Origin of the sequence: Methylobacterium symbioticum (genome assembly GCF_902141845.1) — a bacterium.
GTDB lineage: Bacteria > Pseudomonadota > Alphaproteobacteria > Rhizobiales > Beijerinckiaceae > Methylobacterium > Methylobacterium symbioticum.
This window is the reverse complement of the sequence record NZ_CABFPH010000047.1, coordinates 1-24,531: the sequence shown is the minus strand read 5'-3', so window position 1 is coordinate 24,531 and position 24,531 is coordinate 1. Positions and strand designations below refer to the sequence as shown.

The 24,531-nt window shown below is 73.4% G+C and carries 23 protein-coding genes; 18 read left to right on the top strand and 5 right to left on the bottom strand.

Going from position 1 to position 24,531, the window contains the following annotated elements:
- Positions 1–24: 24 nt before the first annotated feature.
- From MET9862_RS16285 to MET9862_RS16270, 5 genes are all read left to right on the top strand, one after another.
- Entirely contained in the window at positions 25–450 is a 426-nt protein-coding gene (locus tag MET9862_RS16285; protein WP_142583963.1) for a GlcG/HbpS family heme-binding protein, read from the top strand.
- A 13-nt stretch (positions 451–463) separates the two neighbouring features.
- Entirely contained in the window at positions 464–1,075 is a 612-nt protein-coding gene (locus MET9862_RS16280; RefSeq protein WP_142583962.1) for a glutathione S-transferase, read from the top strand.
- A gap of 152 nt (positions 1,076–1,227) precedes the next feature.
- On the top strand, positions 1,228–1,404 hold the full coding sequence (locus MET9862_RS29435) for a hypothetical protein (RefSeq protein WP_185156886.1): 177 nt from the start codon (positions 1,228–1,230) through the stop codon (positions 1,402–1,404).
- 247 nt (positions 1,405–1,651) lie between these two features.
- The gene (locus tag MET9862_RS16275) at positions 1,652–1,867 is read left to right on the top strand and encodes a hypothetical protein (protein WP_142583961.1); all 216 of its coding nucleotides are present in this window, start codon (positions 1,652–1,654) and stop codon (positions 1,865–1,867) included.
- 447 nt (positions 1,868–2,314) lie between these two features.
- The gene (locus MET9862_RS16270) at positions 2,315–3,097 is read left to right on the top strand and encodes an endonuclease/exonuclease/phosphatase family protein (protein WP_142583960.1); all 783 of its coding nucleotides are present in this window, start codon (positions 2,315–2,317) and stop codon (positions 3,095–3,097) included.
- Between the two features lie 117 nt (positions 3,098–3,214).
- Here the strand turns inward: MET9862_RS16270 and MET9862_RS16265 are convergent, their stop codons facing one another.
- Positions 3,215–4,717, bottom strand: coding sequence for a phospholipase D-like domain-containing protein (locus MET9862_RS16265; protein ID WP_142583959.1), 1,503 nt, complete (start codon positions 4,715–4,717; stop codon positions 3,215–3,217).
- The gene (locus MET9862_RS16260; protein WP_244612745.1) at positions 4,714–5,430 is read right to left on the bottom strand and encodes a TVP38/TMEM64 family protein; all 717 of its coding nucleotides are present in this window, start codon (positions 5,428–5,430) and stop codon (positions 4,714–4,716) included. The genes MET9862_RS16265 and MET9862_RS16260 overlap by 4 nt, the downstream gene beginning before the upstream one ends.
- 232 nt (positions 5,431–5,662) lie before the next feature.
- Here MET9862_RS16260 and MET9862_RS16255 point away from each other — a divergent pair, with 232 nt between their 5' ends.
- The 4 genes from MET9862_RS16255 (at position 5,663) to MET9862_RS16240 (ending at position 8,688) form a co-directional block, all read left to right on the top strand.
- Positions 5,663–6,097, top strand: coding sequence for a YybH family protein (locus MET9862_RS16255; protein ID WP_142583958.1), 435 nt, complete (start codon positions 5,663–5,665; stop codon positions 6,095–6,097).
- 266 nt (positions 6,098–6,363) lie between these two features.
- On the top strand, positions 6,364–7,566 hold the full coding sequence (locus tag MET9862_RS16250; protein WP_142583957.1) for a LysR substrate-binding domain-containing protein: 1,203 nt from the start codon (positions 6,364–6,366) through the stop codon (positions 7,564–7,566).
- 15 nt (positions 7,567–7,581) lie between these two features.
- Positions 7,582–7,998: a RidA family protein gene (locus MET9862_RS16245; RefSeq protein WP_142583956.1), complete on the top strand. Its 417-nt coding sequence runs from the start codon at positions 7,582–7,584 to the stop codon at positions 7,996–7,998.
- 15 nt (positions 7,999–8,013) lie between these two features.
- Positions 8,014–8,688 carry a DUF1028 domain-containing protein gene (locus tag MET9862_RS16240; RefSeq protein ID WP_142583955.1) on the top strand — a complete coding sequence of 225 codons (675 nt, stop codon included), beginning with the start codon at positions 8,014–8,016 and terminating at the stop codon, positions 8,686–8,688.
- Positions 8,689–9,022: 334 nt separating this feature from the next.
- Here MET9862_RS16240 and MET9862_RS16235 read toward each other — a convergent pair whose 3' ends face one another.
- Positions 9,023–10,573: an alkaline phosphatase D family protein gene (locus MET9862_RS16235; RefSeq protein WP_142583954.1), complete on the bottom strand. Its 1,551-nt coding sequence runs from the start codon at positions 10,571–10,573 to the stop codon at positions 9,023–9,025.
- 166 nt (positions 10,574–10,739) lie between these two features.
- Between MET9862_RS16235 and MET9862_RS16230 the strand changes: the two genes are divergently transcribed.
- The 6 genes from MET9862_RS16230 (at position 10,740) to MET9862_RS16205 (ending at position 17,891) form a co-directional block, all read left to right on the top strand.
- Positions 10,740–11,255, top strand: coding sequence for a (2Fe-2S)-binding protein (locus MET9862_RS16230; RefSeq protein ID WP_142583953.1), 516 nt, complete (start codon positions 10,740–10,742; stop codon positions 11,253–11,255).
- Positions 11,252–12,310, top strand: a complete 1,059-nt coding sequence (locus tag MET9862_RS16225; protein WP_142583952.1) for an FAD binding domain-containing protein — start codon at positions 11,252–11,254, stop codon at positions 12,308–12,310. Before MET9862_RS16230 ends, MET9862_RS16225 begins: the two co-directional genes overlap by 4 nt.
- A complete protein-coding gene (locus MET9862_RS16220) occupies positions 12,303–14,555 on the top strand; it encodes a xanthine dehydrogenase family protein molybdopterin-binding subunit (RefSeq protein ID WP_142583951.1) in 2,253 nt (750 codons plus the stop codon). The genes MET9862_RS16225 and MET9862_RS16220 overlap by 8 nt, the downstream gene beginning before the upstream one ends.
- 591 nt (positions 14,556–15,146) lie before the next feature.
- The gene (locus tag MET9862_RS16215) at positions 15,147–15,434 is read left to right on the top strand and encodes a hypothetical protein (protein WP_142583950.1); all 288 of its coding nucleotides are present in this window, start codon (positions 15,147–15,149) and stop codon (positions 15,432–15,434) included.
- 199 nt (positions 15,435–15,633) lie between these two features.
- Positions 15,634–16,332: a carbonic anhydrase gene (locus MET9862_RS16210; protein WP_142583949.1), complete on the top strand. Its 699-nt coding sequence runs from the start codon at positions 15,634–15,636 to the stop codon at positions 16,330–16,332.
- 11 nt (positions 16,333–16,343) lie between these two features.
- Positions 16,344–17,891 (top strand): SulP family inorganic anion transporter, encoded by a 1,548-nt coding sequence (locus tag MET9862_RS16205; protein ID WP_142583948.1) that lies wholly within the window; start codon positions 16,344–16,346, stop codon positions 17,889–17,891.
- Between the two features lie 159 nt (positions 17,892–18,050).
- On the opposite strand, the gene MET9862_RS16200 is transcribed toward MET9862_RS16205, so the two are convergent.
- Positions 18,051–18,314: a hypothetical protein gene (locus tag MET9862_RS16200; protein WP_142583947.1), complete on the bottom strand. Its 264-nt coding sequence runs from the start codon at positions 18,312–18,314 to the stop codon at positions 18,051–18,053.
- Between the two features lie 117 nt (positions 18,315–18,431).
- Complete coding sequence (locus MET9862_RS30465; RefSeq protein WP_280178974.1) at positions 18,432–18,566, bottom strand: hypothetical protein; 135 nt, start codon at positions 18,564–18,566, stop codon at positions 18,432–18,434.
- A gap of 209 nt (positions 18,567–18,775) precedes the next feature.
- Here MET9862_RS30465 and MET9862_RS16195 point away from each other — a divergent pair, with 209 nt between their 5' ends.
- The 3 genes from MET9862_RS16195 to MET9862_RS16185 all read left to right on the top strand — a co-directional run bounded on the left by MET9862_RS16195 (position 18,776) and on the right by MET9862_RS16185 (position 24,398).
- Positions 18,776–19,960: a sensor histidine kinase gene (locus MET9862_RS16195; protein ID WP_142583946.1), complete on the top strand. Its 1,185-nt coding sequence runs from the start codon at positions 18,776–18,778 to the stop codon at positions 19,958–19,960.
- A 117-nt stretch (positions 19,961–20,077) separates the two neighbouring features.
- Complete coding sequence (locus tag MET9862_RS16190) at positions 20,078–21,169, top strand: efflux RND transporter periplasmic adaptor subunit (protein WP_142583945.1); 1,092 nt, start codon at positions 20,078–20,080, stop codon at positions 21,167–21,169.
- Positions 21,162–24,398 (top strand): efflux RND transporter permease subunit, encoded by a 3,237-nt coding sequence (locus MET9862_RS16185; protein WP_142583944.1) that lies wholly within the window; start codon positions 21,162–21,164, stop codon positions 24,396–24,398. Before MET9862_RS16190 ends, MET9862_RS16185 begins: the two co-directional genes overlap by 8 nt.
- The last annotated feature ends 133 nt before the right edge of the window (positions 24,399–24,531 follow it).

The window sequence follows — 24,531 nt, the reverse complement described above, 5'->3', positions numbered from 1 at the left end:
TCGATCGAACCCGAGTAGGACATCATGGAATCGACCCGTCCCGCCTTGCGCCTCACCCATGAGGCGGCGCTGAAGGCCGTCGCGGCCGCCGCCGCCCATGCCGGATCCCTCGGGATCGGCCAGAACATCGCGGTGGTGGACGAGGGCGGCAATCTCCTCGCCTTCCTGCGCATGGACGGGGCCAGGCTGCTCTCGCGCGAGACCGCGCTGTCGAAGGCGATCAGCGCCGCCTCGCACCGCCAGCCGACCGCGCGCCTCGATCCCGAGCTGGAATTGAAGCTCGCCATCGCCGCGGGCGGCCGGCTCACCAACCTCGAGGGCGGGTTGCCGATCCTGTTCGGCGGCCTCTGCGTCGGCGGCATCGGCGTCGGCTCGGGCACCGGCAAGCAGGACATCGCCTGCGCGCGGGCGGGCCTCGAAGCCATCGGCGCGGACCTGCCCGACGCCTGACGGAGATCCCGACATGAAGCTCCTCTACGCGCAGACCTCCCCGTACGTCCGCAAGGTGCTGGTGGTCGCCCACGAGACCGGCCAGGCCGATGCCATCGAGCGGGTGCCGGCGGCCGCGCTCCCGACCGAGCGCAATCCCGAGACGGTCGCGCACAACCCGCTCGGCAAGATCCCGACCCTGATCACCGCGGAGGGCGCCGCCCTGTTCGACAGCCGGGTGATCTGCGAGTACCTCGACGCGCGCTCGGCCGGTCCGCGCCTGTTCCCCGCGGGCGAGGCACGCTGGGACGCGCTCGCCCGGCAGGCGCTCGCCGACGGTCTGCTCGATGCGGCGCTGCTCACCCGCTACGAGCGCGTGATGCGGCCGGAGGCCCTGCGCTGGGAGGCCTGGGAGGCCGGCCAGCTCGCCAAGATCGCGGGCGCCCTCGACCGGATCGAGGCGGACCTGCCCCGGGTCCGGGACCGGCTCGACATCGGCACGGTCGCCACCGCCTGCGCCCTCGGCTATCTCGATTTCCGCTTCCCCGATCTCGGCTGGCGCGCGGGCCGGCCCGGCGCGGCCGCCTGGTACGCGGAATTCGGCCAGCGCCCCTCGATGCAGGGCACGGCGCCGCCGCAGGGCTGAGCGGCGGCCCTGCGTAGTCGTCCCGCCGGCCGGACCCGCTCCCGCGCCGTCGCCTACCCCAGTTGGGGCATGCGGAGGCATTCATGGTATTGAATACCATCCGGGACAGGGCCCGCGCCGGAGCGGCGTGGGCACCGGAAGGATTCGGGATCGTGGCCGTCGTATCGAGCTTGCCGTTCCTCAGCGTGGCGGGGATCGCCTCCGGGGTCGCCATGGCGCTCCACGCGCAGCGGCGCGAGCGGGCGCGACAGCGCTACGAGGGCGTCGCCGGGCTGCTGCTGGCCAGCGGCCTGCTGATGATCGGCCTCGGGCTTCCGGTCTTCCGGTAGGACGGGCCTCCGGGAGACGTTCCCGGACAGGGGAGACCAGGCGCGCGGGACGCCGTCACCGAGGCGGATCCCGACGCGATCACGATCGAGACATCCGGATGTTGCCGGGACGGGGGAGGCGTTATCCCGGAGAGGCCGGGCGATCCGCGCGCGGCCCTCGACAGCGCCGGTGCGGCGCATCCCTGTTCCCCCTGCCCGCCGCGGGCGCAAGCGCGTGCACCGGAGACCTGGCCATGGAGGTCCAGCCGTGAGCCCCCTGTCCGCACCGGCGGCCCAGATCTGCGCCTTCGCCCTCGGCTGCGCCCTGATCCATGCCGGACGCCGCCATGCCGCGGCCCTCACCGCCCTGCTCTCCGTCCTGGCGGTGCTGGCCGCCCTGCTGGTCCTCCTCGGCGCCGCGGCGGTCACGGCCCCCGACGCGGAAGCGGCCATGGACGAGGTCTCGCTCTACGAGGGGATCTGATCCGGGCTCCGCATGCTCGAAGCGGCGACCGTCTCGGCAAGCCCGCACGGCGCCTGCGCGACGTCGACCTCCGCCATCCCGAAGGGATCGCCCGGATCTGGCCTGACACGCCCTTCCGGGAGCCGCCGCGCCCCGAGCGCCCTTGCCCGATACAACCTGTCATAGCTGCCGCCGCGCCCGGGCGCGGGCCCGATCCGGCAGCGATGGCCCCGCGTACCTCATCCGGGGGATGCGCGGGCGCCGGGCCACCGGGTATCAAGGGGCTCCCAAGACGCGAGATACTGCCCGTCCGGCCCGTGCCGGACGGGCTTTTTGCTGGTGATCGGCACGTCCCGTTCTGGTTGATCCCGCATCCGGCCGGCCGAACCGGGCGGTGGCGCGGATCGCTTCCTGTCGCCGCGCCCTATCTTCCGGCGGACCCTGCCGGAGCCGCAAAGCCCCTCGCCCGTGATCCGCTGCCTCACCTACAACATCCGCCATGCCCGCGGCCTCGACGGCCGCATCGCGCCCGAGCGCATCGCCGCCGTGGTGGCGGCCTGCGCGCCGGACATCGTCGCCCTGCAGGAGGTCGATTGCGGACGGGTGCGCACCGGCGGCCTCGACCAGGCCGCCGAGATCGCCCGGATCCTGGGCATGCGCCACCATTTCCACCCGGCGCTGGAGATGGCGGGCGAACTCTACGGCGACGCGATCCTCACGCGCCTGCCCTCGCGGCTCGTGAAGGCCGGGCCGCTGCCGGGCCATCCGCGCCGGCCCCATCTCGAGGCGCGCGGCGCGCTCTGGGTCGAGGTCGAGGCAGGGGTGCAGCGGCTCCAGGTGATCAACACCCATCTCGGCCTCTCCGGCCGCGAGCGGATCGTCCAGGCCGAGGCGCTGCTCGGGCCGGACTGGCTCGGCCATCCGGCCTGCCGGGCGCCCCTGATCCTGCTCGGCGACCTCAACGCCACACCCTGGTCGCGGGCCTACCGGCGGCTCGCCGCCCGGCTCACCGACGCGCACCACCTCGCCGCCGAGACGGCGGGCCGCGCCACCTTCCCGACCCGCTGGCCGGTCCTGCGCCTCGACCATGTCTTCGTCGGCGCGGGCGTCGGCGTCGGCCGGCTCGCGGTGATCCGCGGCGGCCTCACGGGGATCGCCTCCGACCACCTGCCGCTCCTGGCCGAGATCGAGATCGGCGCCGGGACCGCGGCGGAGCAGACGGCACGCGAGCCCGCCCTCGCCCTGAGCTGATCCCGGGGTTCGAAGGGGATCATCCCCTTCGCGGGTCCAGGGCGGAGCCCTGGGAATGTCAGGGCCCTGCCCCGACAGCCCCGCCAAAGGGCCTGAGGCCCTTTGGGATCCCCGGATTCAGCCCAGGAGGAGGTGCCGTGCGGCCCGGCGCAGCAGGCGGGGGCGGCGCCAGGGACGCCAGGCGTCGCCCATCCCGACCGGGTCGCCGATGTGCCAGGCCTCGATCAGGCGGGCCAGCGCCGAGCGGTGCGAGGGCACCACGGTGCAGAGCCGGCGCGGCGGGGCGAGGCCCGGATCGTCGAGCGCCGCGCACAGGCCGCGCTCGGCCGCCGCCGCCGCGAAGGCGCCGGCCGGGCAGGCGGCGTGGTGGGCGATGAGCCGGTCGCGCAAGCCGGCGATGGCGGCGCGGGTGTCCGCATCCTGCGGGCCTGCCTCCACCACGAGGTCGCACTCGCTGTCGTAGCCGAAGGAGCGGTTGTTCAGGTTGCTGGAGCCGACCCGCAGCACACGGTCGTCGAAGATCGCGACCTTGGAATGGACGAGGATCGGCAGGCCGCGCTCGGTATGCGGCGCGCGGATGCGGAAGCGGCCGTGGCGGTCCTGGCGTTTGAGCCAGCGGATCAGGCCGCGGCGGGCGCTGTCCATGGTGAGGCGGTCGAAGCCGTTGGGGCTGCACTCGGCCACCACCACGACGATCTCGGGCCCGTCCGGCTCGGCGAGCCGCGCGGCGAGCGCCCGGGCGATCAGCGGCGCGGTGAAGTACTGGTTCTCCAGGTAGATCGTGCGGCGGGCGGCGCGGATCTGCGCGAGATAGAGCGCCTCGCATTCGCGCACGGCCGGCCGGCCCGCCGCGGCCGGCACGGTGCGGGCGATCGCGACGGTGGCCGGCGCGAAATCGGGGGCGAGCGCGCCGGGCCAGGGATCGCGGCCGCCGGGACCGTCCGTCGCCACGGGCGCCAGGGTCTCGCCGGTCGCGGCCTGCCAGCGCTCCCGCGCGAGGTCGCCGAGCGCGCGCGCCGCCGGGCCGTCGACCAGCATCATCACGTCGTGGCGGGGCGGGTAGGGCTCGCCCGAGGGCAGGCGGCGGCGGGTCTCGCGGTCGCGGTGGGCGGGGGTGTCCCAGCGGTTCGCCTCGAAGTCGCTGCCGCCGCTGAAGGCGACCCGGTCGTCCACCACCAGGATCTTCTGATGCTGGCAGGCGCCGTAGGGCAGGGTGGCGTCGACCCGGTAGTCGATGCCGGGTCCGAGCGCCGCGCGGATCCGCTCGGGCGTCATGTCGGACTGCGCCGAGAGCGGCCAGGGCATGGTCCAGACCAGGAGGCGGATCGCGAGGTCGGGCCGCTCGGCCTTGAGGCGCCGGAGCAGGTCGCCGAGGCTCTCGTCGCCCGCCGCGCCGCTCTCCGCACCGCCCGGGCAGAGCCGCGTGCGCGGATCGAAGCTCCAGCCGATCAGCAGGATCGAGCGGCGCGCCGCGACGAGTGCGGCGCGGGCGGCGGCGAAGTAGGCTGCTCCGTCATGCAGCAGGGCGACGCGCTCCGCCCGCTCCCGGCGCCAGACCGGGTCGGGGCCGGCAGGGAAGGCCAGGGCGCGGGCATCCCTTGGGTTCACGGCGATGGTCATGTCCCGGCGCAGATTTCCGTTGGGGTGCGGGATTCCCCCCGCGCCCTGAGCTTGGCCCGCACCCGGCGCCGGGTGAGGACGACGAGGCCGAAGGTGGCGGCGAGGCCGAGGCCGAGGGAGAGCCAGTGCACCGGGCCCTCCTGCCCGGCCGCGCGGCCGATCACCCCGAGATAGACGCAGAGCACCGTGCCCGGCAGCATGCCGAGCACCGTCGAGAGCAGGAAGGCGCCGAGGCCGACATCGGTGAGGCCGAGGGCGTAGTTCTGGGCGTTGAAGGGCACGAAGGGGCTCAGGCGCATCAGCAGGAGCAGACGCCAGTCGCCGTCGCCGACCGCGTCCGCAGTGGCCTTCCAGCCGGGCCGCCGGTCGATGATCCGGCGCACCCGGTCCTGGAGCAGGGAGCGGGCCGCCAGGAAGGCCATCAGCGAGCCGAGCGTCGCCGCGGCCAGGACGATCGGCATCGACCACCAGCCGAAGGCGACGGCGCCCGCGATGGTGAGCGGCGTGCAGGGGATGACGAGGAGGGTGGCGACGAGGAAGATCGCCCCGAAGGCGAGCGGCCCGTAGACGCCGAGCCCCGTGGCCCAGGCCCCGAAGCCGCGCAGCCACGCATCGACCGGCAGGAGAGACCAGATCGCCACCGTCGCGGCGGCGGCCGCGGCCACCACCAGCCCGTCGCGCAAGGCGCCCGCGCGCCAGATCCCGTTGCCCACACCGATCCTTTCCCGCTCGATCCCTGCTCACAAAGCCGCGAGACGGCCGCAAGTTTCCTCGGGCCCCGCCCGGCGCGACCCGGCCCCGGCCTCGGACCGGATGCGCCCGATGCTTTCGATCGGACCGGACCTGTATCCGCGCGCAACGCCCGCAGGATTTCGCACGATCAAGGATGCGCTAGAATCAATGTTCGCGGAGGAGACCGCGAACCACATCAGACCGGAGGAAACAATGACACGCGCCGGAGCCGCCGCTCTCCTGTTCCTGGCTGCCGCAGTCCTGCGGCCGGACGCCGCCGCCGCGGACCAGCCCCTGAACGAGGCCCAGGCCGCGGCGAATGCATGGGACGAAGTCTACAATGCCGGCGACATGGACCGCCTGTCCAAGCTCTACGCCGCCGACGCGATCGTCGTGACCAAGGGGCAGCCGCAGAGCGGCACGGGCATCGCGACCTTCTTCTCCGGCCTCAAGGCCAAGGGCTGGGACGACCACAAGGTCACGGTGAAGTCGGCCCAGCCGAAGGGCGACCTGCTCATCGCCACCGGCCGCTGGGCGATGTCCGGCCCCGGGGAGGGGGGTGCGCGCAAGACCTTCGAGGGCAACTGGGTCAACGTGCTGGAGCGCCGCGACGGCGCGTGGCGCTCCGTGCTGCACACCTGGAACTGATCCGGTGTCCGGTCGATCCAAGCGGAACCCGGATCGGCAAGCCCGCGCGGCGCGTGAGCGACAGCGACATCCGCGATCCCGACGGGATCAGCCGGATGTCGGATGAGCCCCGCGTCCGGGCCCTCCCATCCGCCGCGTGCGGGAGGGGGGGCCCGCTTCGCATCTTCCGAACCAGAGCCGCGGAAATGCCTTCTTGGTCCCCGCGCCGCCTGCGCTAGGGTTGCGCTCACCGCGCCAACCCGGGGACGAATCCCCAGGAGGACCGCATGCTCCAGCCGACGCCGCCCGATCCGGATCTGCGCGCCCGCTTCCTCGGCGGCATGGCCGCCGCCGCCTGTACGGTGAACGTCGTCACCACGGACGGGGCGGCCGGCCGCTTCGGGGTCACCGTCTCGGCCATGGCCTCGGTCTCGGCCGATACCGAGCGGCCGACCCTCCTCGTCTGCGTGCACCGCCAGAGCCGGGCGGCGGAGGCGATCCGCGAGAACGGCGTGTTCTGCGTGAACGTGCTGCGCGACGATCAATCCTACATCTCGGACTGCTTCGCCGGACGCTACCGGACGCCCGACGGCGACAAGTTCTCCTGCGCGCGCTGGACCACCCAGATCACCGGCGCGCCGCGGGTGGTCGATCCGCTGGTGGCCTTCGACTGCCGCCTGGTGAGCCAGGTCGAGATCGGCACGCATTACGTCTTCTTCGGCGCGGTGGCCGACCTCTACCGGGCCGAGCCCGGCTCGCCGCTGATCTACGCCAACCGCGCCTACGGCACCCCGACCCGCCACGCCGACCGCGCCGCCGAGGCGCCCCCCGCCACCGAGGCCCTGCGGGTCGGCGCCTTCCACACCTTCGGCCCGCATCTCCTGCCCGGCCTGCTCGGGCGCCTGTCCGAGGACGGCCACGCGCTCGACCTGAAGCTCCTCGAGGGCGACCAGCGCCGGGTGGTGGAGGGGCTGAAGGCCGGCGAGGTCGACCTCGCCCTGGTCTACGATCTCGACCTCGGCGAGGGGCTCGCCACCGATCCGCTCGCCGCCTTGCAGCCCTACGTGCTGCTGGCCGAGGGCCACCCGCTCGCCGCGCGCGACGCGCTCGCGCTCGAGGATCTCGCGGCCGAGCCGATGATCCTGCTCGATGCGCCGCCGAGCGGACGCTACTTCCTGTCGCTGTTCGAGGCGGCGGGGCTCGCCCCCACGGTGCGGGTGCGGACCCTCTCCTTCGAGATGGCCCGCGGCCTCGTCGCCCACGGCTTCGGCTACGCGCTGCTCGCGACGCGGCCGGCCTCCGGCCTCTCCTATGACGGGCGCCCGCTGGTGAGCCGCCCCCTCGACCGCGCCGTCGCGCCGAGCCGCCTCGTCCTCGCCCGCCGGGCCGAGGGACGGCTCGGCCCGGCCGCGGAGGCCTTCCGCCGGGCCTGCGCCGCCCGCTTCGCGGACGCGGCCGCCGAGATGCCCACCCTTGAACCCACGCCCTGAGGCAGACACGACCCGATGACCGTGCACAAGCGCATCCGCCCCTTCAACACCCGCGACACCTATCCCGAGCAGGCGCTCGACAACGACCTCTGCCAGACGGTGGTGGCGCGCGGGCAGATGGTGTTCGTGCGCGGCCAGATCGGCCAGGACCTCGACACCTCCGAGAGCGTCGCCATCGGCGATGCCGGGGCCCAGGCCGACAAGGCCATGGCCAATATCGCGATGCTGCTGGAGGAGGCGGGCGCCAAGCTCGAGCACGTCTGCAAGATCACGATCTACCTGGTCGATCCGCGCTACCGCGAGGCCGTCTACCGCACGGTCGGACGCTGGCTGAAGGGCGTGCACCCGGTCTCGACCGGCATCGTGGTCTCCGCGCTCGCCCGGCCGGAATGGCTCGTCGAGATCGACGCCATCGCCGTGATCCCGGATTGAGCCCGGATTGAGCAGATGACCTTCTCGATCGTGGCGCGCTGCGCGTCGACCGGCATGTTCGGGGTCGCCGTCTCCTCCTCCTCGCCCGCGGTGGCCGCGCGCTGCGCCCATGCGCGGGCCGGCGTCGGCGCGGTGGCGAGCCAGAACGTCACCGATCCGCGGCTCGGCCGCCGCGCCCTCGACCTGATGGCGCTGGGGGCGAGCGCGGCGGAGGCGGTGGCCGTGCTCCGGCAGACGGGCGGCCCGATGGAGTACCGCCAGGTGCTGGCGGTGGATGCGGGCGGCCTCTCGGCGATCCATTCCGGCCCGAAGGCGCTCGGCACCTGGGCGGAGGCGCGCGCCGAGAACGTCGCCTGCGGCGGCAACCTGCTGGCCGATGCGGGCGTGCCGCAGGCGATGGTGGATGCCTTCGGCGCCGCGACGGGCCATCTCGGCGATCGGCTGATCGCGGCGATGCGGGCGGCCCTCGCGGCGGGCGGCGAGGCGGGGCCCGTGCACTCGGCCGGGCTGATGCTGGTGCGCGAGGTCGCCTGGCCGGTGGCGGATCTGCGCGTCGACTGGACGGAATCCTGTCCGATCGCCGCCCTCGCCGCGCTCTGGGACCTCTACAAGCCCCAGCTCGACGCCTACGTCACCCGCGCCCTCGATCCCGCCGCCGCCCCGAGCTACGGCGTGCCGGGGGATCTGTGATACGGACTCCGCTTGATCAGAGCGGGCTCCGTATCACCAAGCCCGCGCGGCGTCCGAGCGAAGCCCAAATCCGCCATCCCGAAGGGATCAACCGGATTGGGTCTGAGAGCATTCCGAACGGATCGCATTGCGCACCGGCTCAACCCTCCCCCCTCTGCGGGGGAGGGTGCCGAGCGGATGCGAGGCGGGAGAGGGGAGCGACGCGGCAGGAGAGAGCTCGGCATCGACGCTGCGCCTGTGCCTGAAGCCGGGCTCCCCTCTCCCGACCCTCGCTGACGCGAGGGCCACCCTCCCCCGCAGAGGGGGGAGGGAGAACCTCACGCCTGACCGCCCCTCACGCCGGATCGATCACCGTGCTCCACAAAGCCGTGTCGGCGGCATCCTTCAGGGTGACGGTCATGCGGCGCGTCGCGCCCTCGATCGCGACGTGGCCGAAGAACTGGTAGCCCTCCGCCGGCGAGAGGTTCTGGCGCCCGCCCTCGGGCGCCTTCTGGAAGCGCAGCTGGGGCCCGAACGTGTCGTCGAGCCGGTTCGGGCCGAAGGTGCCCGCGTGCAGCGGCCCGGAGACGAACTCCCAGAACGGCGCGAAATCCTGGAAGCGGGCCTTGTTCGGGTCATAGTAATGGGCGGCCGTGTAATGCACGTCGGCCGTGAACCAGACCGTGTTGCGGATCTCTTCGTCGCGGATGAAGCGCAGCAGGCCGGCGATCTCCAGTTCCCGGCCGAGCGGCGGCCCGTCGCCCTGCGCCACCGCCTCCGAGCCGACATTCCGGTCGGTGTCGTAGGTGACGACGAGGCCGAGCGGCATGTCGGCGGCGATCGCCTTCCAGGTGGCGCGCGAGGCCTTCAGTTCGCGCTTCAGCCACGCCACCTGCGCCGGGCCGAGGAACTGCGTGCGCGCGCTCTCCTCGGTCTCGTCATTGGCCCCGTTCGGCCCGCGATAGCTGCGCATGTCGAGCAGGAACACGTCGAGCAGCGGCCCGTAGGAGATCGTCCGGTAGACGCGGCCGGGCTCCGCCGGCGCGAAGCGCATCGGCATGTATTCGTGGAAGGCGCGGGCCGCGCGGGCGGCCAGCACGAGGCTGTTGCCGGCCTCGTACCGCTTGCGCAGGTGTTCGGGCCGGGTGAGGGGCTCGCCCGGCCACCAGTTGTTGGTGACCTCGTGGTCGTCCCACTGGGCCAGGATCGGCACCGCGCGGTTCATCGCCAGCAGGTTGCGGTCGAGGAGGTTGTACTTGTAGGCGCCGCGGAACTCCGCCAGCGTCTCGGCCGGCTCCGCCTTCTCCTCGGTGACGATGTTGCGCCAGAGGCTGCCGTCGGGAAGCCTGACCTCGGCCTGGATCGGCCCGTCCGCGTAGATCGTGTCGCCGGAATGCAGGAAGAAGTCCGGCCGGTTGCGCTGGATCGCGGCGTAGATCGTCATGCCGCCGCGCGATTCGTCGATGCCCCAGCCCTGGCCGACCGTGTCGCCCGACCAGCAGAAGCTGACGTCGCGGCGGCTGGCGGGCGCGCTGCGGAAGCGGCCGACCAGCGGCTCGCCCAGGAGCGCCGGCTCGGCGAGGCTCTGCAGGCGGACCCGGTAGAAGATCTCCTGGTCCGGCGGCCGGCCGGGAAGCGCCGCCTTCACCGTGAGGTCGCTCTCGGGCAGGGCGTCGATGAAGACGCCACCCTGGATGTCCTGGAAGCGCTCGGTGGTCGCCCACTCGATCACCGCGCGGGCCGGCCGGTCGGCCCGGGCCCAGACCACCGCGGAATCCCCCGAGACGTCGCCCGATTGCAGGCCGTGGCTCAAGGCCGGCCGGTCGGCGGCGCGGCTGATCCCGGGGCGGGCCACGGCCAGGGCGGCTCCGCCCGCGAGGAGATGGCGGCGGGTCAGCAGGGTCATCGGGCACGGGCTCCGCGGATCGCTCGGACGGCCGACAGAGAGCGCACCTCTCTGACAGGGGCATGACGATGTGCCGTTGCGCACATGCGGAGGCGCAAGCCCCCCTGGGCGCCTGCCGGGCCGGATCTAACTGAAGTTATTCCAGACTGCGCTTCCGGGAGCCCGTATGAGCATTCCCCTCCGGCTCACCGTCAACGGTGAGCGGCGCGACCTCGTCCTGGAGGATCCGCGCGTCACCCTGCTCGACGCCCTGCGCGAGCGCCTCCACCTCACCGGCTCGAAGAAGGGCTGCGACCGCGGCCAGTGCGGCGCCTGCACGGTGCTCGTCGACGGGCGCCGGATCAATGCCTGCCTCGCCCTCGCGGTGAGCCTCGACGGCGCCTCGGTCGAGACCGTCGAGGGGCTGGCCAACGGCGACGCGCTGCACCCGGTCCAGGCGGCCTTCATCGCCCATGACGGCTTCCAGTGCGGCTTCTGCACCCCCGGCCAGATCATGAGCGCGGTCGGCCTGATCCGGGAGATGCGCGAGGCCGGCGAGTCGGTCGGCGATGCGGCCGACGTGGAGCGGGTGCGGGAGGGCATGAGCGGCAATCTCTGCCGGTGCGGCGCCTATGCCGGCATCACCGAGGCGGTGGTCGCCGCCGCCCGGGCCGAGGCGCAAGCGGGGGAGAAGGCCGCGTGAACCTGTTCGCATATACCCGCGCCGCCAGCATCGCCGAGGCGGTCACCGCCGCCGCCGAGCCCGGAGCCGCCTATCTCGCCGCCGGCACCAACCTCCTCGACCTGATGAAGGGCGGGATCGCGACGCCGTCGCGGCTCGTGGACATCACCCGTCTGCCCGGCCTCGACGCCGTCGAGCCGCAGCCCGACGGATCGACGCGGATCGGCGCGCTGGTGCGCAACAGCGACCTCGCCCGGAACGCGCATGTCGCAAAGACCTATCCGATGGTGGCGGAGGCGCTGCTGGCCGGGGCCTCGGCGCAGCTGCGCAACGCCGCCACCACGGCGGGCAACCTGCTGCAGCGGACCCGCTGCGCGTATTTCTACGACCCGGCCTCCCCCTGCAACAAGCGCGAGCCCGGCGCCGGCTGCCAGGCGATCGGCGGGGCGACGCGCATCCACGCGGTGCTGGGCTGGAGCGAGCACTGCATCGCGACCCACCCCTCCGACCTCTGCGTGCCGCTCGCCGCGCTCGGGGCTCAGGTCGAGATCGCGGAGGCCGGCGGCCGCCGCACGGTGCCGATCGGCGACTTCCACCGCCTGCCCAGCGACCACCCGGAGCGCGAGACCGTGCTGGAGCCGGGCGCGCTCGTCACCGCCGTGATCCTGCCCCCGGAGGCCGCGGCCTTCTCGGGCCATGCCCGCTACCTCAAGGTCCGCGACCGCACCTCCTACGCCTTCGCCACGGTCTCGGCCGCCGCCGCGCTGACCCTGGAGAACGGGCGGATCGGCGCGGCGCGCCTCGCGCTCGGCGGCGTCGCCCTGAAGCCCTGGCGGGTCGCCGAGGCCGAGGACGCGCTGACGGGGGCGACCCCGGACGCGGAGGCCTTCTCCAAGGCGGCCGCGGCGCTCGTCGCGGGGGCGAAGCCCTCGGGGCCGGAGAACGCCTTCAAGATCGAGCTCGCCCGCCGCACCGTGGTGCGCGCCCTGACCCTCGCCCAGGCCGGCACGCCGGCCCGGATGCCGGCGCTGCCGGCCTCCCCCTTCTCGCACGCCGCCGGAGCGCTCCATGCCTGAGACCGCACCCCGCATCCGTCAGGGCGCCGGCAATGTCGGCAGCATCGGCGCGCCGCTGACCCGCCGCGAGGGCCCGCTCAAGGTGACGGGGCGGGCGCTCTTCGCCGCCGACACCCTGCCGCCGGGGCTGCTGCACGCCGCGCTCTGCACCGCCCGCATCGCCCGGGGCCGGGTGACCGGCCTCGACGTGGCGGCGGCGGAGCGCCATCCGGGCGTCGTCGCGGTGATGACGCCGGACAACGCCCCCACGCTCGCCAAGGACCCGGACGCCAAGGACGGGCCCTTCACCTTCCGGCTCGACCTCCTGCAGAACGCCTCCGTCCGCTACGCCAACCAGCCGATCGCCGTCGTCATCGCCGAGACCCTGGAGGCCGCCACCGAGGGCGCGCGCCTGCTCGCGCCCCGCTACGAGACGGAGACGCCCCGCATCGGCCTCGACGCGGAGGCGCCCTTCACGCCGCCGGGCATCGGCATCGGCCAGCCGCCGGACGAGGGCCACGGCGACGTCGAGGCCGGGCTCGCCGACGCCGCCGCCCGCATCGAGGCGGTCTACGAGACGCCCGCGCAGTACCACAACGCCATGGAGCCGCACGCGGCGGTGGCCGAATGGGACGGCGACCGCCTCACCCTGCACACCCCGAGCCAGGGGCTGACCGCCGCGGTCGGCCGGCTCGCCGGGCTGTTCGGCATCCCGCCGAAGAACATCCGCATCGAGAGCCCCTATCTCGGCGGCGGCTTCGGCTCGAAGGGCGCGATCTCCGGGCCGCAGGTGCTCGCCTGCATGGCCGCCCGCCTCGTCGGCCGCCCGGTCAAGCTCGTGGCGCGCCGCGAGAACATGTACGGGCCGATGGGCCACCGGGCCGAGACGCGCCAGACCCTGCGCCTCGGCGCGGACGCGGACGGAAAGCTCACGGCGCTCGACCACCACACGCTGACCGCGTCGAGCCGCTTCGACGATTTCTTCGAGCCGGCGGGCGGGGTCAGCCACACCCTCTACGCCACCCCGAACCTCTCCGTGCGCCACCGCGGCGTGCGGGTCGATACCGGCACGCCGCTCTTCATGCGCGCGCCCGGCGAGGCCACGGGCAGCGCGGCGCTTGAGAGCGCGATCGACGAGATGGCGATCGCCTGCGGCATGGATCCGCTGGAATTCCGCCTCGTGAACTACGCCGAGGTCGAGCCGATCTCGGGCCGGCCCTTCTCGTCGAAGGCGCTGCGCGCCTGCTACGCGCAGGGCGCCGCGCGCTTCGGCTGGGAGAAGCGTCCGCTTCAGCCGCGGCAGATGCGCGACGCCGACGGGCTCCTCGTCGGCTGGGGCGTTGGCACCGCGACCTTCCCGGCCCTGATGTTCGAGGCCGAGGCGCGGGCCGAGTTGCGCGCCGACGGCACCGGCACGGTGGTGATCGGCGCCCAGGACATGGGGCAGGGAGCCTGGACGGCGCTCGCCCAGATCGCCGCGGACGGGCTCGGGATCGACATCGCGCAGCTCACCGTCGAGATGGGCTCCTCGACCCAGCCGAGCGGGGGCATCGCCGGGGGCTCGGCCCATACCGCGACCGCGGGCGGCGCCGTCCACGCGGCGGCGCAGGCCGTGATCGCCGAACTCGCCCAGATCGCCACGACCGATTCCGCCTCGCCCCTCTACGGGGCCGGCAATGCCGGCGTGATCGCCCGCGCCGGGCGCCTGATCCGCCGCGACGACGAGAGCCGCTCGGAGAGCGTGGGCGAAATCCTGGCCCGCGCCGGGCGCGACCGGATCACCGGGACGGGCAAGGCCTCGGCCGACCCGGCCGCGCAGAAGAGCTACGCCATGCACGCCCACGGGGCGGTCTTCGCCGAGGTGAAGGTCGATCCCGATCTCGGACAGATCCGGGTGAGCCGCCTCGTCGGCGCCTTCGCCGCGGGCCGGGTCATCAACCCGCGCCTCGTGCAGAGCCAGTATTTCGGCGGGATGATCTGGGGCCTGTCCTTCGCGCTGCACGAGCATGCCGCGCTCGACCCGCGCACCGGGCGCTTCCTGAACGACAATCTCGGCGAGTACCACGTGCCCGTGAACGCCGACACGCCGGCAATGGAGGCGATCCTCGTGCACGAGGACGATCCCCACGTGAACGCGCTCGGCGTGAAGGGCGTCGGCGAGATCGGCATCACCGGCACCGCCGGCGCCATCGCCAACGCGGTCTGGCACGCCACCGGCGTGCGCGTGCGCGAATTGCCGATCACCCTCGACCGGCTGCTCGGCTGAGGGACATCTCAGCGTCCCGACGCCCTCGCCCCTCTGCGGGGAGAGGAGGGACTCCGCGTCCAACGGCTCACGGGACCCGCGACGCGCCCCCCTCTCCCGATCGGGAGAGGGCTGGGGTGAGGGTCGAGACGTGTCCGGATCCGTCGCGACGGCGAGGCGGCTCCGCCCATTCCTGAGCGTCCTCAACCCTCACCCTGCCCCTCTCCCGACGGATCTCGGGCCTGCCCGAGATCTGCGACCCCGTGCCCGAGTCGGGCAGGCCCGACTTGGGTGGAGAGGGCCCCGCGTCCCATCCGGCACCGCCGCGTCTCGCGCCCGATCCGCCCTGGGCACGGACGCGCGTCCCGGGAAACACCCGGGGATGAGGCGACGCGCCAACGGCCGAGCCCGCGATCTCATCCATTGCATCCAATATTTGAGCGCTCCATGTGCGGCCGTACACGAAAGCGCAAAAGATAATGGATTATAATTAGAAGCACATCTGCGTGTCATTACGCACAGATGAAATTGTTATTTGCAGATAACTTCCTCTCATCGACGCAGAACACATGGATCTGCGCGCAAACACCGCACAAGAGGAAGGATTAGATCATGAAACACATCGTCACCGCCGCCGCCCTGGCCGTCGCCCTGGGCCTGCCTGCCGCGGCCCTGGCCGGCGAGGGCGGCAGCGGGAGCCGCATGCCCGCCGGCGGCGCGCATATGAGCTCCTACGTCAGCGACCCCTACCACGACCCCCGCTCGCTCCACTCGCAGCGCCGCGGCACCGGCCAGATCCTCGGCGCGCCGATGTACCGCGACGGCCCCGCCGTCGCCGTCGACCGCCGCATCGTGGCCCCGAACTGGGCGATCGGCGGGACGAGCCGTCCGCGACGCTGACCGCATCCGCTCCCGCGCGGAACGAGCGCTCCCGCGCGAAACGAGACATCCGGGCCCGCCCCGCGGCACCCCCGCGGCGCGGGCGACCGGCGACGCCTTCTGCTCTCTGGGGGCGCCCTTAAGCCGCCCTTGGGCCGTCCCCGGCCCCACGCACCGCGCCTCACCGTAGACCGTCTCGCCACTCACGAGGATCTCTCACGTGGACACCATCATCCAGGGCATTTCCACCTTCCGCGCCCAGATCTTCCCGGGCCAGCGGCAGATGTACGAGCAGCTCGTCCGCGACGGGCAGCATCCGAACGCGCTGATCATCGCCTGCGCGGATTCCCGCGTCTCGCCCGAGCACATCACCCAGGCGGGGCCGGGCGAATTGTTCGTCTGCCGCAACGCGGGCAACATCGTGCCGCCCTTCGCGCAGCAGAACGGCGGCGTCTCCTCGGCGATCGAGTACGCCGTGGTGGCGCTGGGCGTGCGCGACATCGTCGTCTGCGGCCATTCCGATTGCGGCGCCATGAAGGGGCTGATGAACCCCGAGGCGCTGGCGAAGATGCCCAACGTCGCGGCCTGGCTGCGCCATGCGACGGCCGCCGAGCGCATCGTCTGCGAGGCCTACCCCGCCGACATGGACCCGAAGCAGCACCACCGGGCGCTGGCGCTCGAGAACGTCATCGTCCAGCTCGCGAATCTGCGCACCCATCCGAGCGTCGCCGCGGCGCTCGCCAAGGGAGAACTGCGCCTGCACGGCTGGTTCTTCGAGATCGAGACCGGCACGCTGCTGGCCTATGACGGCGAGGCCGGCCGCTTCGTGCCGCTCGGGCACGATGACGGGCTGCCGGTGGCGGAGGCGCCCGCGCCCCGTGTCGCCGCGCCCGAATATGCCCGGGTGGCCGCCGAGTGAGGAGAGATCCGGTGCAGGCTCTCTCCCGTCTCCTGCCGGCCTCCGCGCGCACGACGCTCGCGCGGGACCTGCCGGCCTCCGTCGTCGTCTTCCTCGTCGCCCTGCCCCTCTGCATGGGCATCGCCATCGCCTCCGGGGTGCCGCCGGAACGGGGCCTGATCACGGGCATCGTCGGCGGCATCGTGGTCGGCCTGCTCGCGGGCTCGCCGCTCCAGGTGAGCGGGCCGGCGGCCGGGCTTGCCGTCATCGTGTTCGAGTTCGTGCGCCAGCACGGGCTCGACATGATGGGTCCCGTGCTCGTGCTCGCCGGCGCGTTCCAGCTCCTGTTCGGCTTCCTGCGGGTCGGCGGCTGGTTCCGGGCCATCTCACCGGCCGTGGTGCACGGCATGCTCGCCGGCATCGGCGTGCTGATCGTGCTGGCGCAGCTCCACGTCCTCACCGACGCGATGCCGCAGGCGAGCGGCCTCGACAACCTCGTGGCGATCCCGGCCGCCTTCTTCAACTTCGTCTCGGGGGAGGGCAACCGGATCGGCGCGGTCGCGGTCGGCCTCGTCACCATCGCGGCGATGATCGGCTGGGAGCGCTTCCGGCCGGCCTCGCTGAAGGTGCTGCCCGGCGCCCTGATCGGCGTCGTGGCCGGCACCGCGCTCGCCGGGTTCGGCGCCCTCGACGTGAAGCGCGTCGAGGTGCCCGAGGCCATCCTGTCGAGCATCGGGCTCCCGGCGGCGGAGCTGTGGGGGCGGCTCGCCGAGCCGGCGCTGATCGTGATGGCGCTCACCATCGCGGTGATCGCCAGCGCCGAGAGCCTGCTCTCGGCCGCCGCCGTCGACCGGATGCATGACGGGCCGCGCACGCAGTACAACCGGGAGCTGGGGGCCCAGGGCGTGGGCAACCTGATCTGCGGGGTCATCGGCGGATTGCCGATGACCGGCGTGATCGTGCGCTCCTCGGCCAACGTCCAGGCGGGGGCCGTGAGCCGGGCCTCCACGGTGCTGCACGGCACCTGGATCCTGGCCTTCCTGCTCCTGCTGCCCTGGATGCTGACCCTGGTGCCGACGGCCGCCCTCGCCGGCATCCTCGTGGTCACCGGCTGGCGCCTCGCCAGCCCGGCCCACGCCCTGCACCTGCACGAGCGCTACGGCCTCGTCACCGCCGGGATCTGGCTCGCCACCCTGCTCACCGTGGTGCTGGTCGATCTGCTCTCCGGCGTGGTGCTCGGCCTCGTGCTCAGCCTGATCCAGGTGATGCCTGCGCTCCGCAAGGGCCCGCTGAAGATCGAGCACGCGGCGGCGCCGGAGCGGGCGGGCGTGCCGGAGCTGCGCCTCCCCGGCTCGGCGCCCTTCCTCCAGCTGCCCCGCCTCACCGAGGCGCTGGAGAGGACGCCGGTCGGCGGCGAGGTGCGGCTCTCCACCCACCGCCTCGCCCATATCGATCACACCTGCCTGGAGATGATCGAGGACTGGGCGACCCGGCGCGCCGCGGACGGCACCCGCGTCGCCGTGGTCGGCGGGGAGGGCACCCCGCACCGCAAGCTCGCCGCGGCCGTTGCCGTCGCCTGAGCCGAACCCTCCCCCGTCCGCGGGGGAGGGCCCCATTCATTCCGGGATCCCAAAGGCCTCAGGCCTTTGGCGGGTCGAGGCGCGGAGCCCTGGTCATCAAAGATCAGGGCTCCGCCCCGATACCCCGCCAAAGGGACTTGTCCCTTTGGGATCCCGGATTTACCGGCCGGCCTCCCGGCGCATGGCCTCGACGAGCTGTTCGGTGAAGGCCTCGGCCGCCGCGCCCAGATCGATGCGGGTCTCGTCGGCGGTGGCGAGGCCGCGGCTCTCCAGCTCCGCCACGCCCTCCGCATCGGCCTCGTGGCCGGCGCCGTCCTTGCGCACCACCGAGGCGACGCGCCCGCCGCTGAGCAGGCGGTGATAGGCCGCGAAGGCGAAGATCGAGAGCGCCTTGTCGGAAAGTCCCTGGGTGTCGCCGGCCATGCCTGCCCTCCTGCGGTGGTCAGCCCGACCAACCGCCCCCGGAGGCGACAGGCTCCCGCGGCGGGCGGGAAGCGGCGAAGGGCCGCGCCCCCTCGCGGAGGCGCGGCGCCCGGAGCCTCAGCCCTTCTTGAGGACCGGCGTCGGCGCGGGGGCCGGCGGCGGGTTCGTGGCGCAGGCGGCGGTGCCGAGCACGAGGACGGCCGTCACGACGGCGAGGGCGAGCGACTTCGAGGTGGAACGGTGGTTGGTCACGGATGTCTCCCAAGAGCGACGAATTGGGTCTATCCGTGCCGGCGCCGCGGGGAAGTGCGGATCTGCAACACTGAAACCCAAACAGATCGCGGCGCGAATATTTGAGCCGTTCCAGATCCGGGACCGCCCCGGGAGCGCGGCGCCCCGACCGGCCCGGCCACCCCGGTGCATCGCATCCCAGCCCGGTTCCTGCTAGAGACCGGACCACCATGGACTCCTGTTCCGCAGACCTGTCCGTCCGCCTGCGCCAGCAGGCGATCCTGTCCGAGTTCGGCGTCGAGGCCCTGCGCGGCGACGATGTCGACGGCCTCCTGCAGCGGGCGGCAGAGCTCTGCGCCGAGGGGATGGGCGCGCAGTTCTGCAAGGCGCTCGAATATCTGCGCGGCGAGGACATGCTGCTCGTGCGCGCGGGCGTCGGCTGGGCGCCGGACGTGATCGGCAAGGCCCGGGTCGGGGCCGACCTCGCCTCGCCCGCGGGCTTCGCCCTGAAGACGCGGCGGCCGGTGATCTCGAACCACCTCGCCGCGGAGACGCGCTTCCGCACGCCCCAGCTCATGGCCGATCACGGCATCCGCCGGGCGATCAACGTGCTGATCGAGAACCGGGACGGCGCCTTCGGCGTGCTGGAGGTGGACGACACCCGCGAGGGCATGTTCGGCGAGGCCGACATCGCCTTCATGCAGGGCTTCGCCAACCTCCTCGGCGGCGCCATCGAGCGCCAGCGCACGGAGGAATTGCTGCGCGCGGCGCTCGCCCGGCAGGACCTGCTCGCCCGCGAGATGAGCCACCGCGTCAAGAACAGCCTCGCCATCGTCGCGAGCCTGCTGGCCCTCCAGGCCCGCAGCGCCGAGGCCGGGCCGGACGGCGAGGCGGTGCGCACGGCGCTGATCGACGCGCGCTCCCGCGTCGAGGCGATCGCGGGCGTGCACGACCAGCTCTGGCAGCAGGGCGACCGGGACCGGGACGAGACGCCCGGCGAGATCGATCTCGCCGCGTTCCTCCAGACGCTGACCGCCAACCTGCAGAGCGGCGCGCCGCGCCACCGCCTCGTCTGCACGGTGGCGCCCCTGCGCATCGGCGCCGACCAGGCGATCCCGATCGGCCTCCTCGTCAACGAGCTCGTCACCAACGCGATCAAGTACGCCTATCCGGAAGCGGGCTCCCCCGCGGGCGGCGAGATCCGCGTGCGCACCGCGCGCACGGCGGAGGGCCTGACCCTCGACGTCGCCGACGACGGCGTCGGCCTGCCGGAGGATTTCGACGTGGCCCGGGCCTCGCGCAGCCTCGGCATGCGCGTGGTCCTGAACCTCAGCCGCCAGCTCGGCGCGACGCTGACCACGCCGCGGGGCGGGCGGGGCGCGCATTTCCACCTCGCGGTGCCGCTGGCAGGGTAGGGGACGCGACTCGAATACGGGTAGATCAGGACACAAAAACCGGGCAAAAGTGGCAATGGCCGCATCCGATCCTCGGATGCAGGGAAGGGCGAAGCGGCCGGGTCGCGAGCGGGAGGAATGTCGGTGGTTCAGCGGCGGCGACGCCCGATCCTGCTTGCGGGCCTCGTCCTCCTGGCCGGGGCCATGGTCGCCCTCACCGCCACGGAACAGGGCGCGGCGCTGCGCGCCCGTACCGAGCCGTTCTTCGCGGATCTGCGCCGGGCGCCCGCCGCCGAGGCGCCGCTGCCGGCTCCGCGCACGGCGGTGGAGGACGGGCGCACGGTGGTGCGCCTCAGCCCCGAGGAGCGCGCCCGAGCCGGCCTCGTCACCGAGGTGCGCCGGGCGCTGCCCCACCGCCAGGAGCTGCAGGCCTACGGCCTCGTCCTCGACCTCGCCCGGGTCACCGAGCTGACCAACGCCTATCTGAGCGCCAAGGCGCAGCTCCAGCAGGCGCGGGCCCGGGTCGAGGTCTCGGGCAGCGCCGCGCGGCGGGCGAAGACTCTCGGCCAATACGCCACGCCCGTGCAGGTCGAGACGGCGGAGGGCACCTACCAGACCGATCAGGCCGCCCTGATGGCGGCGGAATCGCAGCTGCGGACGCTGGCCGCCACCGCCCAGCAGGAATGGGGGCCGGTGATCGGCAAGGCCATCGTCGAGCGCGCGCCCACCGTCACCCGCCTGATCGAGCGCGCCGACTTCCTGATGCAGGTCACCCTGCCGCCGGGTGAATCCGTAGGGGCCGCTCCGGGCGCCGCCTTCGCCGAGGTGCCGCCGCAGAGCGACCGGGTGGCCCTGCGCTTCGTGAGCCCGGCCACCCGCACCGATCCGCGCATCCAGGGCCAGAGCTTCTACTACCTCGTCTCCGGCGAGAGCGGCCTCCTGCCCGGCATGAGCACGCTGGCCTTCCTGCCCTCCGAGCGCACGGTGACCGGCGTGCTGGTGCCCGAGGATGCGGTGGTGCACGGGCAGGGCGGCACCTGGGTCTACCGGGCGGTGGGGGCGGGCGCCTATGTCCGCCACCCGATCCGCTCCGACCCGCCCATGTCGGACGACGCCTACGTGGCCGAGGGCCTGCCCGACGGCACCGAGATCGTGCTGAAGGGCGGGCAGGCGCTGCTCTCCGAGGAGCTGAAGAGCCAGATCCGGGTCGCGGGCGACGACGATGACTGACTGGGGAACCGGCGGCAGGCCCACAGGTATCCAGGCCGCCCTCGTCGGGCTCTCGGTGCGCCTGCCGCGGGTCGTGCTGACCCTCGCCTGCGCGCTGCTCGTCTTCGGCCTGTTCGCGCTGGCGCGGGCCAAGTACGACGTCTTCCCCGAATTCGCGCCGCCCACGGTGGTGGTCCAGACCGAGGCGCCGGGCCTCGACCCGGAGCAGGTCGAGGTTCTGGTCACCCAGGCGATCGAGGTCGCGATCAACGGCCTGCCGGGGCTGGAGACCCTGCGCTCCTCCTCGATCCAGGGCCTCTCGGTGATCACCGCCGTGTTCCGTGCGGGCAGCGACATCGACCGGGTGCGCCAGCGCGTCGGCGAACGCCTCGTCGCCCTGGCGGGCCGCCTGCCGCAGGGGGTGATGCCGCCCGCCATGACGGCGCTGACCTCCTCGACCAGCACCGTGCTCCTCGTCGGCCTGACCTCCGACACCCGCGACGACCTGGATCTTCGCACCGTTGCCGACTGGACCGTCCGTCAGCGGCTGCTCGCGGTGCCCGGCGTCGCCCAGGTCTCGGTCTATGGCGGCGGCGTGCGCTCGCTCCAGGTGCAGGTGCGCCCGAACGACCTGGTGCGCTTCCGCGTCGGCCTCAACGACGTGCTCGCCGCCGCCCGCAAGGCCACCGGGGTGCGCGGGGCGGGCTTCGTCGACACGGCCAACCAGCGCGTGGTGCTGCGCAGCGAGGGCCAGGCCCTCGATCCGGAGGTGCTCGGCCGCACCGTCCTCGTGAACGAGGGCGGGGCGAGCGTGGTGCTGGCGGATGTGGCCACCGTGCGCGCCGCCCCCGAGCCGCCGATCAGCGCGGCCCTGATCGACGGCAAGCCCGGCGTGCTGCTGATGGTCGGCGCGCAGATCGGCGCCAACACCCTGGAGGTCACCGACCGCGTCGAGGCGGCGCTCGCCGACCTCAAGCCGGCGCTCGGCCGCGAAGGCATCGCCGTGCGGCCCGACCTGTTCCGGCCCGCGAACTTCATCGCGGTCGCCAACGGCAACGTGCTGCAGGCGCTGGCCGTCGGGGGGGCGCTCGTCGTCATCGTGCTCCTCGTCTTCCTCGGCGACTGGCGCACCAGCCTGATCAGCGCGGTGGCGATCCCGCTCTCCCTCGTCGCCGCGGTGCTCGCCCTGATGGCGGCGGGCGAGAGCCTCAACACCATGACGCTCGGCGGCCTCGCCATCGCCATCGGCGAGGTGGTGGACGACGCGGTGATCGGCGTCGAGAACGTGGTCCGGCGCCTGCGCGAGCGGCGGGCGGCGGGCGATCCTGCGCCCGCCGCCCGCATCGTCCTCGACGCGATCCTGGAGGTGCGCACGGCGGTGGCCTACGCGACCTTCGCGGTGCTCCTCGTCTTCCTGCCGGTGCTCGCCCTGTCGGGGGTCGCGGGCCGGCTGTTCGGGCCGCTGGCCCTCGCCTACATCCTCGCGGTCGTGGCCTCGCTCGTCGTCGCGCTCACCGTCACGCCGGCGCTGAGCCTGCTGCTCCTCGGCAGGCGGGGATCCGGCGGGCCGGCGGGCGGGGCGCGCGCGCCGCCGGGGATGGCCTGGGCGCGGGCGCGCTACGCGGGCCCCCTCGGCCGCATCGGCCGCCATCCCCGCGCCGTGATGGCGCTCGCCGTCCTCACCACCCTCGGCGGCGCCGCGCTGCTGCCGCTCCTGGGGGGCACCTTCCTGCCCGACCTGAAGGAGGGTCACTTGATCCTGCACATGGCCGGCGCGCCCGGCACCGCCCTGCAGGAATCGCAGCGGATGGGCGTGCGGATCACGGACGCGCTGCGCGCCATTCCCGGCATCCGGGCGGTCGCCTCGCAGATCGGCCGGGCCGAGGCCGGCCAGGACACGGCGGGCACCCATTACAGCGAGATCCATATCGACCTCGATCCGGGGCTCGACGGCGCCGCCCAGAAGACGGTCGAGGCGCGGATCCGGGCGCTCGCCGCCGGCTTCCCGGGCGCCCATTTCTCGCTCAAGACCTTCCTGACCGAGCGCATCGAGGAGACGGTCTCGGGCTTCACCGCCCCGGTGGTGGTCAACCTGATCGGCAACGACCTCGACCGCATCGATGCCGCGGCCAAGGCGGTGGCGCGGGAGCTCGCCGAGGTGCGCGGCGCCCGCGACGTGCAGAAGGTCTCGCCCGCCGGCATGCCGCAGGTGAACGCCTCCCTGCGTCCCGCCGACCTGCGCCACTGGGGCCTCGACGCGATCGAGGTGCTGGAATCGGTGCGCACCGCCTATCAGGGCGACGTGGTCGGCCAGACCTATGTCGGCAACGCCGTGTTCAACGTCATCGTCATCCTCGACGAGCGGGCGCGGGGGCGGCTCTCGGGCCTCGGCGACTTGCCGCTGCGCACCCCCGGCGGGCGCTACATCCGCCTGTCCCAGGTCGCCGACATCTACGAGACCACCGGGCGCTACCAGGTGCAGCATCAGGGCGCGCAGCGCGTCCAGGCGGTGACCGCCAACGTGGTGGGCCGGGACATCGGCAGCTTCGTGGCCGCAGCCAAGCGCAAGATCGCCAAGGAGGTGCGCCTGCCCGAGGGCGTCTACGTCTCCTTCGCCGGCTCGGCCGAGGCACAAGCCCAGGCCCGGCGCGATCTCCTCCTCCACTCGGCCCTCGCCGGGCTCGGCATCGTGCTGCTGCTCGCGGTGGTGACGGGCTCGGGCGCCAACCTCGCCCTGGTGCTGGTGAACCTGCCCTTCGCCTTCGTCGGCGGCGTCGCGGCGGTGGCGGCGACCGGCGGCGTGCTCTCCCTCGGCTCCATCGTCGGCTTCGTGACGCTGTTCGGCATCTCCTTGCGCAACACCATCATGATGATCGCCCATTACGAGCATCTCGTCGTGGCGGAGGGCCGGCCCTGGGACGGGGCGACCGCCATCGCGGGGGCCGCCGACCGGCTGGTGCCGATCCTGATGACCTCGCTGGTGACGGGGCTCGGGCTGATGCCGCTCGCGCTCGGCGCCGGCGAGCCCGGCCGCGAGATCGAGGGGCCGATGGCGATCGTGATCCTCGGCGGCCTCGTCACCTCGACCGTGCTGAACCTCCTGATCCTGCCGGGCCTGGCGCTCCGCTTCGCCCGCTTCGGCGGGCAGGACGTGATGGGCGGGCAGGCCCCGGCGGGCGCGGCGGGGAGCCGGACCGGGGCAGGGATGACCGGGACAGGGACGAAGGCGGGGGCGCTCCCGCAGGCGTGAGGCTCAAGCCGGGCCTGAACCTGCTATGAGGGTCCCGATCCCGGAGGATTCGGTTCTCATGCGTCCGGCCCTGCGTCTCGCCCTCGCGGCCCTGCTCGTCCCCGCCTGTCCCGCCCTGTCGGCCCCGGCGCCG

Bases quoted from the DNA above. Each gene is read 5' to 3' on its own strand.
- MET9862_RS16195 (WP_142583946.1), top strand. From the start codon at position 18,776: ATGGACTCCTGTTCCGCAGACCTGTCCGTCCGCCTGCGCCAGCAGGCG.
- MET9862_RS16255 (WP_142583958.1), top strand. From the start codon at position 5,663: ATGACACGCGCCGGAGCCGCCGCTCTCCTGTTCCTGGCTGCCGCAGTC.
- MET9862_RS16235 (WP_142583954.1), bottom strand. From the start codon at position 10,573: ATGACCCTGCTGACCCGCCGCCATCTCCTCGCGGGCGGAGCCGCCCTG.
- MET9862_RS16250 (WP_142583957.1), top strand. From the start codon at position 6,364: ATGCTCCAGCCGACGCCGCCCGATCCGGATCTGCGCGCCCGCTTCCTC.
- MET9862_RS16230 (WP_142583953.1), top strand. From the start codon at position 10,740: ATGAGCATTCCCCTCCGGCTCACCGTCAACGGTGAGCGGCGCGACCTC.
- MET9862_RS16265 (WP_142583959.1), bottom strand. From the start codon at position 4,717: ATGACCATCGCCGTGAACCCAAGGGATGCCCGCGCCCTGGCCTTCCCT.
- MET9862_RS16285 (WP_142583963.1), top strand. From the start codon at position 25: ATGGAATCGACCCGTCCCGCCTTGCGCCTCACCCATGAGGCGGCGCTG.
- MET9862_RS16200 (WP_142583947.1), bottom strand. From the start codon at position 18,314: ATGGCCGGCGACACCCAGGGACTTTCCGACAAGGCGCTCTCGATCTTC.
- MET9862_RS16245 (WP_142583956.1), top strand. From the start codon at position 7,582: ATGACCGTGCACAAGCGCATCCGCCCCTTCAACACCCGCGACACCTAT.
- MET9862_RS16220 (WP_142583951.1), top strand. From the start codon at position 12,303: ATGCCTGAGACCGCACCCCGCATCCGTCAGGGCGCCGGCAATGTCGGC.
- MET9862_RS16240 (WP_142583955.1), top strand. From the start codon at position 8,014: ATGACCTTCTCGATCGTGGCGCGCTGCGCGTCGACCGGCATGTTCGGG.
- MET9862_RS16185 (WP_142583944.1), top strand. From the start codon at position 21,162: ATGACTGACTGGGGAACCGGCGGCAGGCCCACAGGTATCCAGGCCGCC.
- MET9862_RS16280 (WP_142583962.1), top strand. From the start codon at position 464: ATGAAGCTCCTCTACGCGCAGACCTCCCCGTACGTCCGCAAGGTGCTG.
- MET9862_RS16215 (WP_142583950.1), top strand. From the start codon at position 15,147: ATGAAACACATCGTCACCGCCGCCGCCCTGGCCGTCGCCCTGGGCCTG.
- MET9862_RS16190 (WP_142583945.1), top strand. From the start codon at position 20,078: ATGTCGGTGGTTCAGCGGCGGCGACGCCCGATCCTGCTTGCGGGCCTC.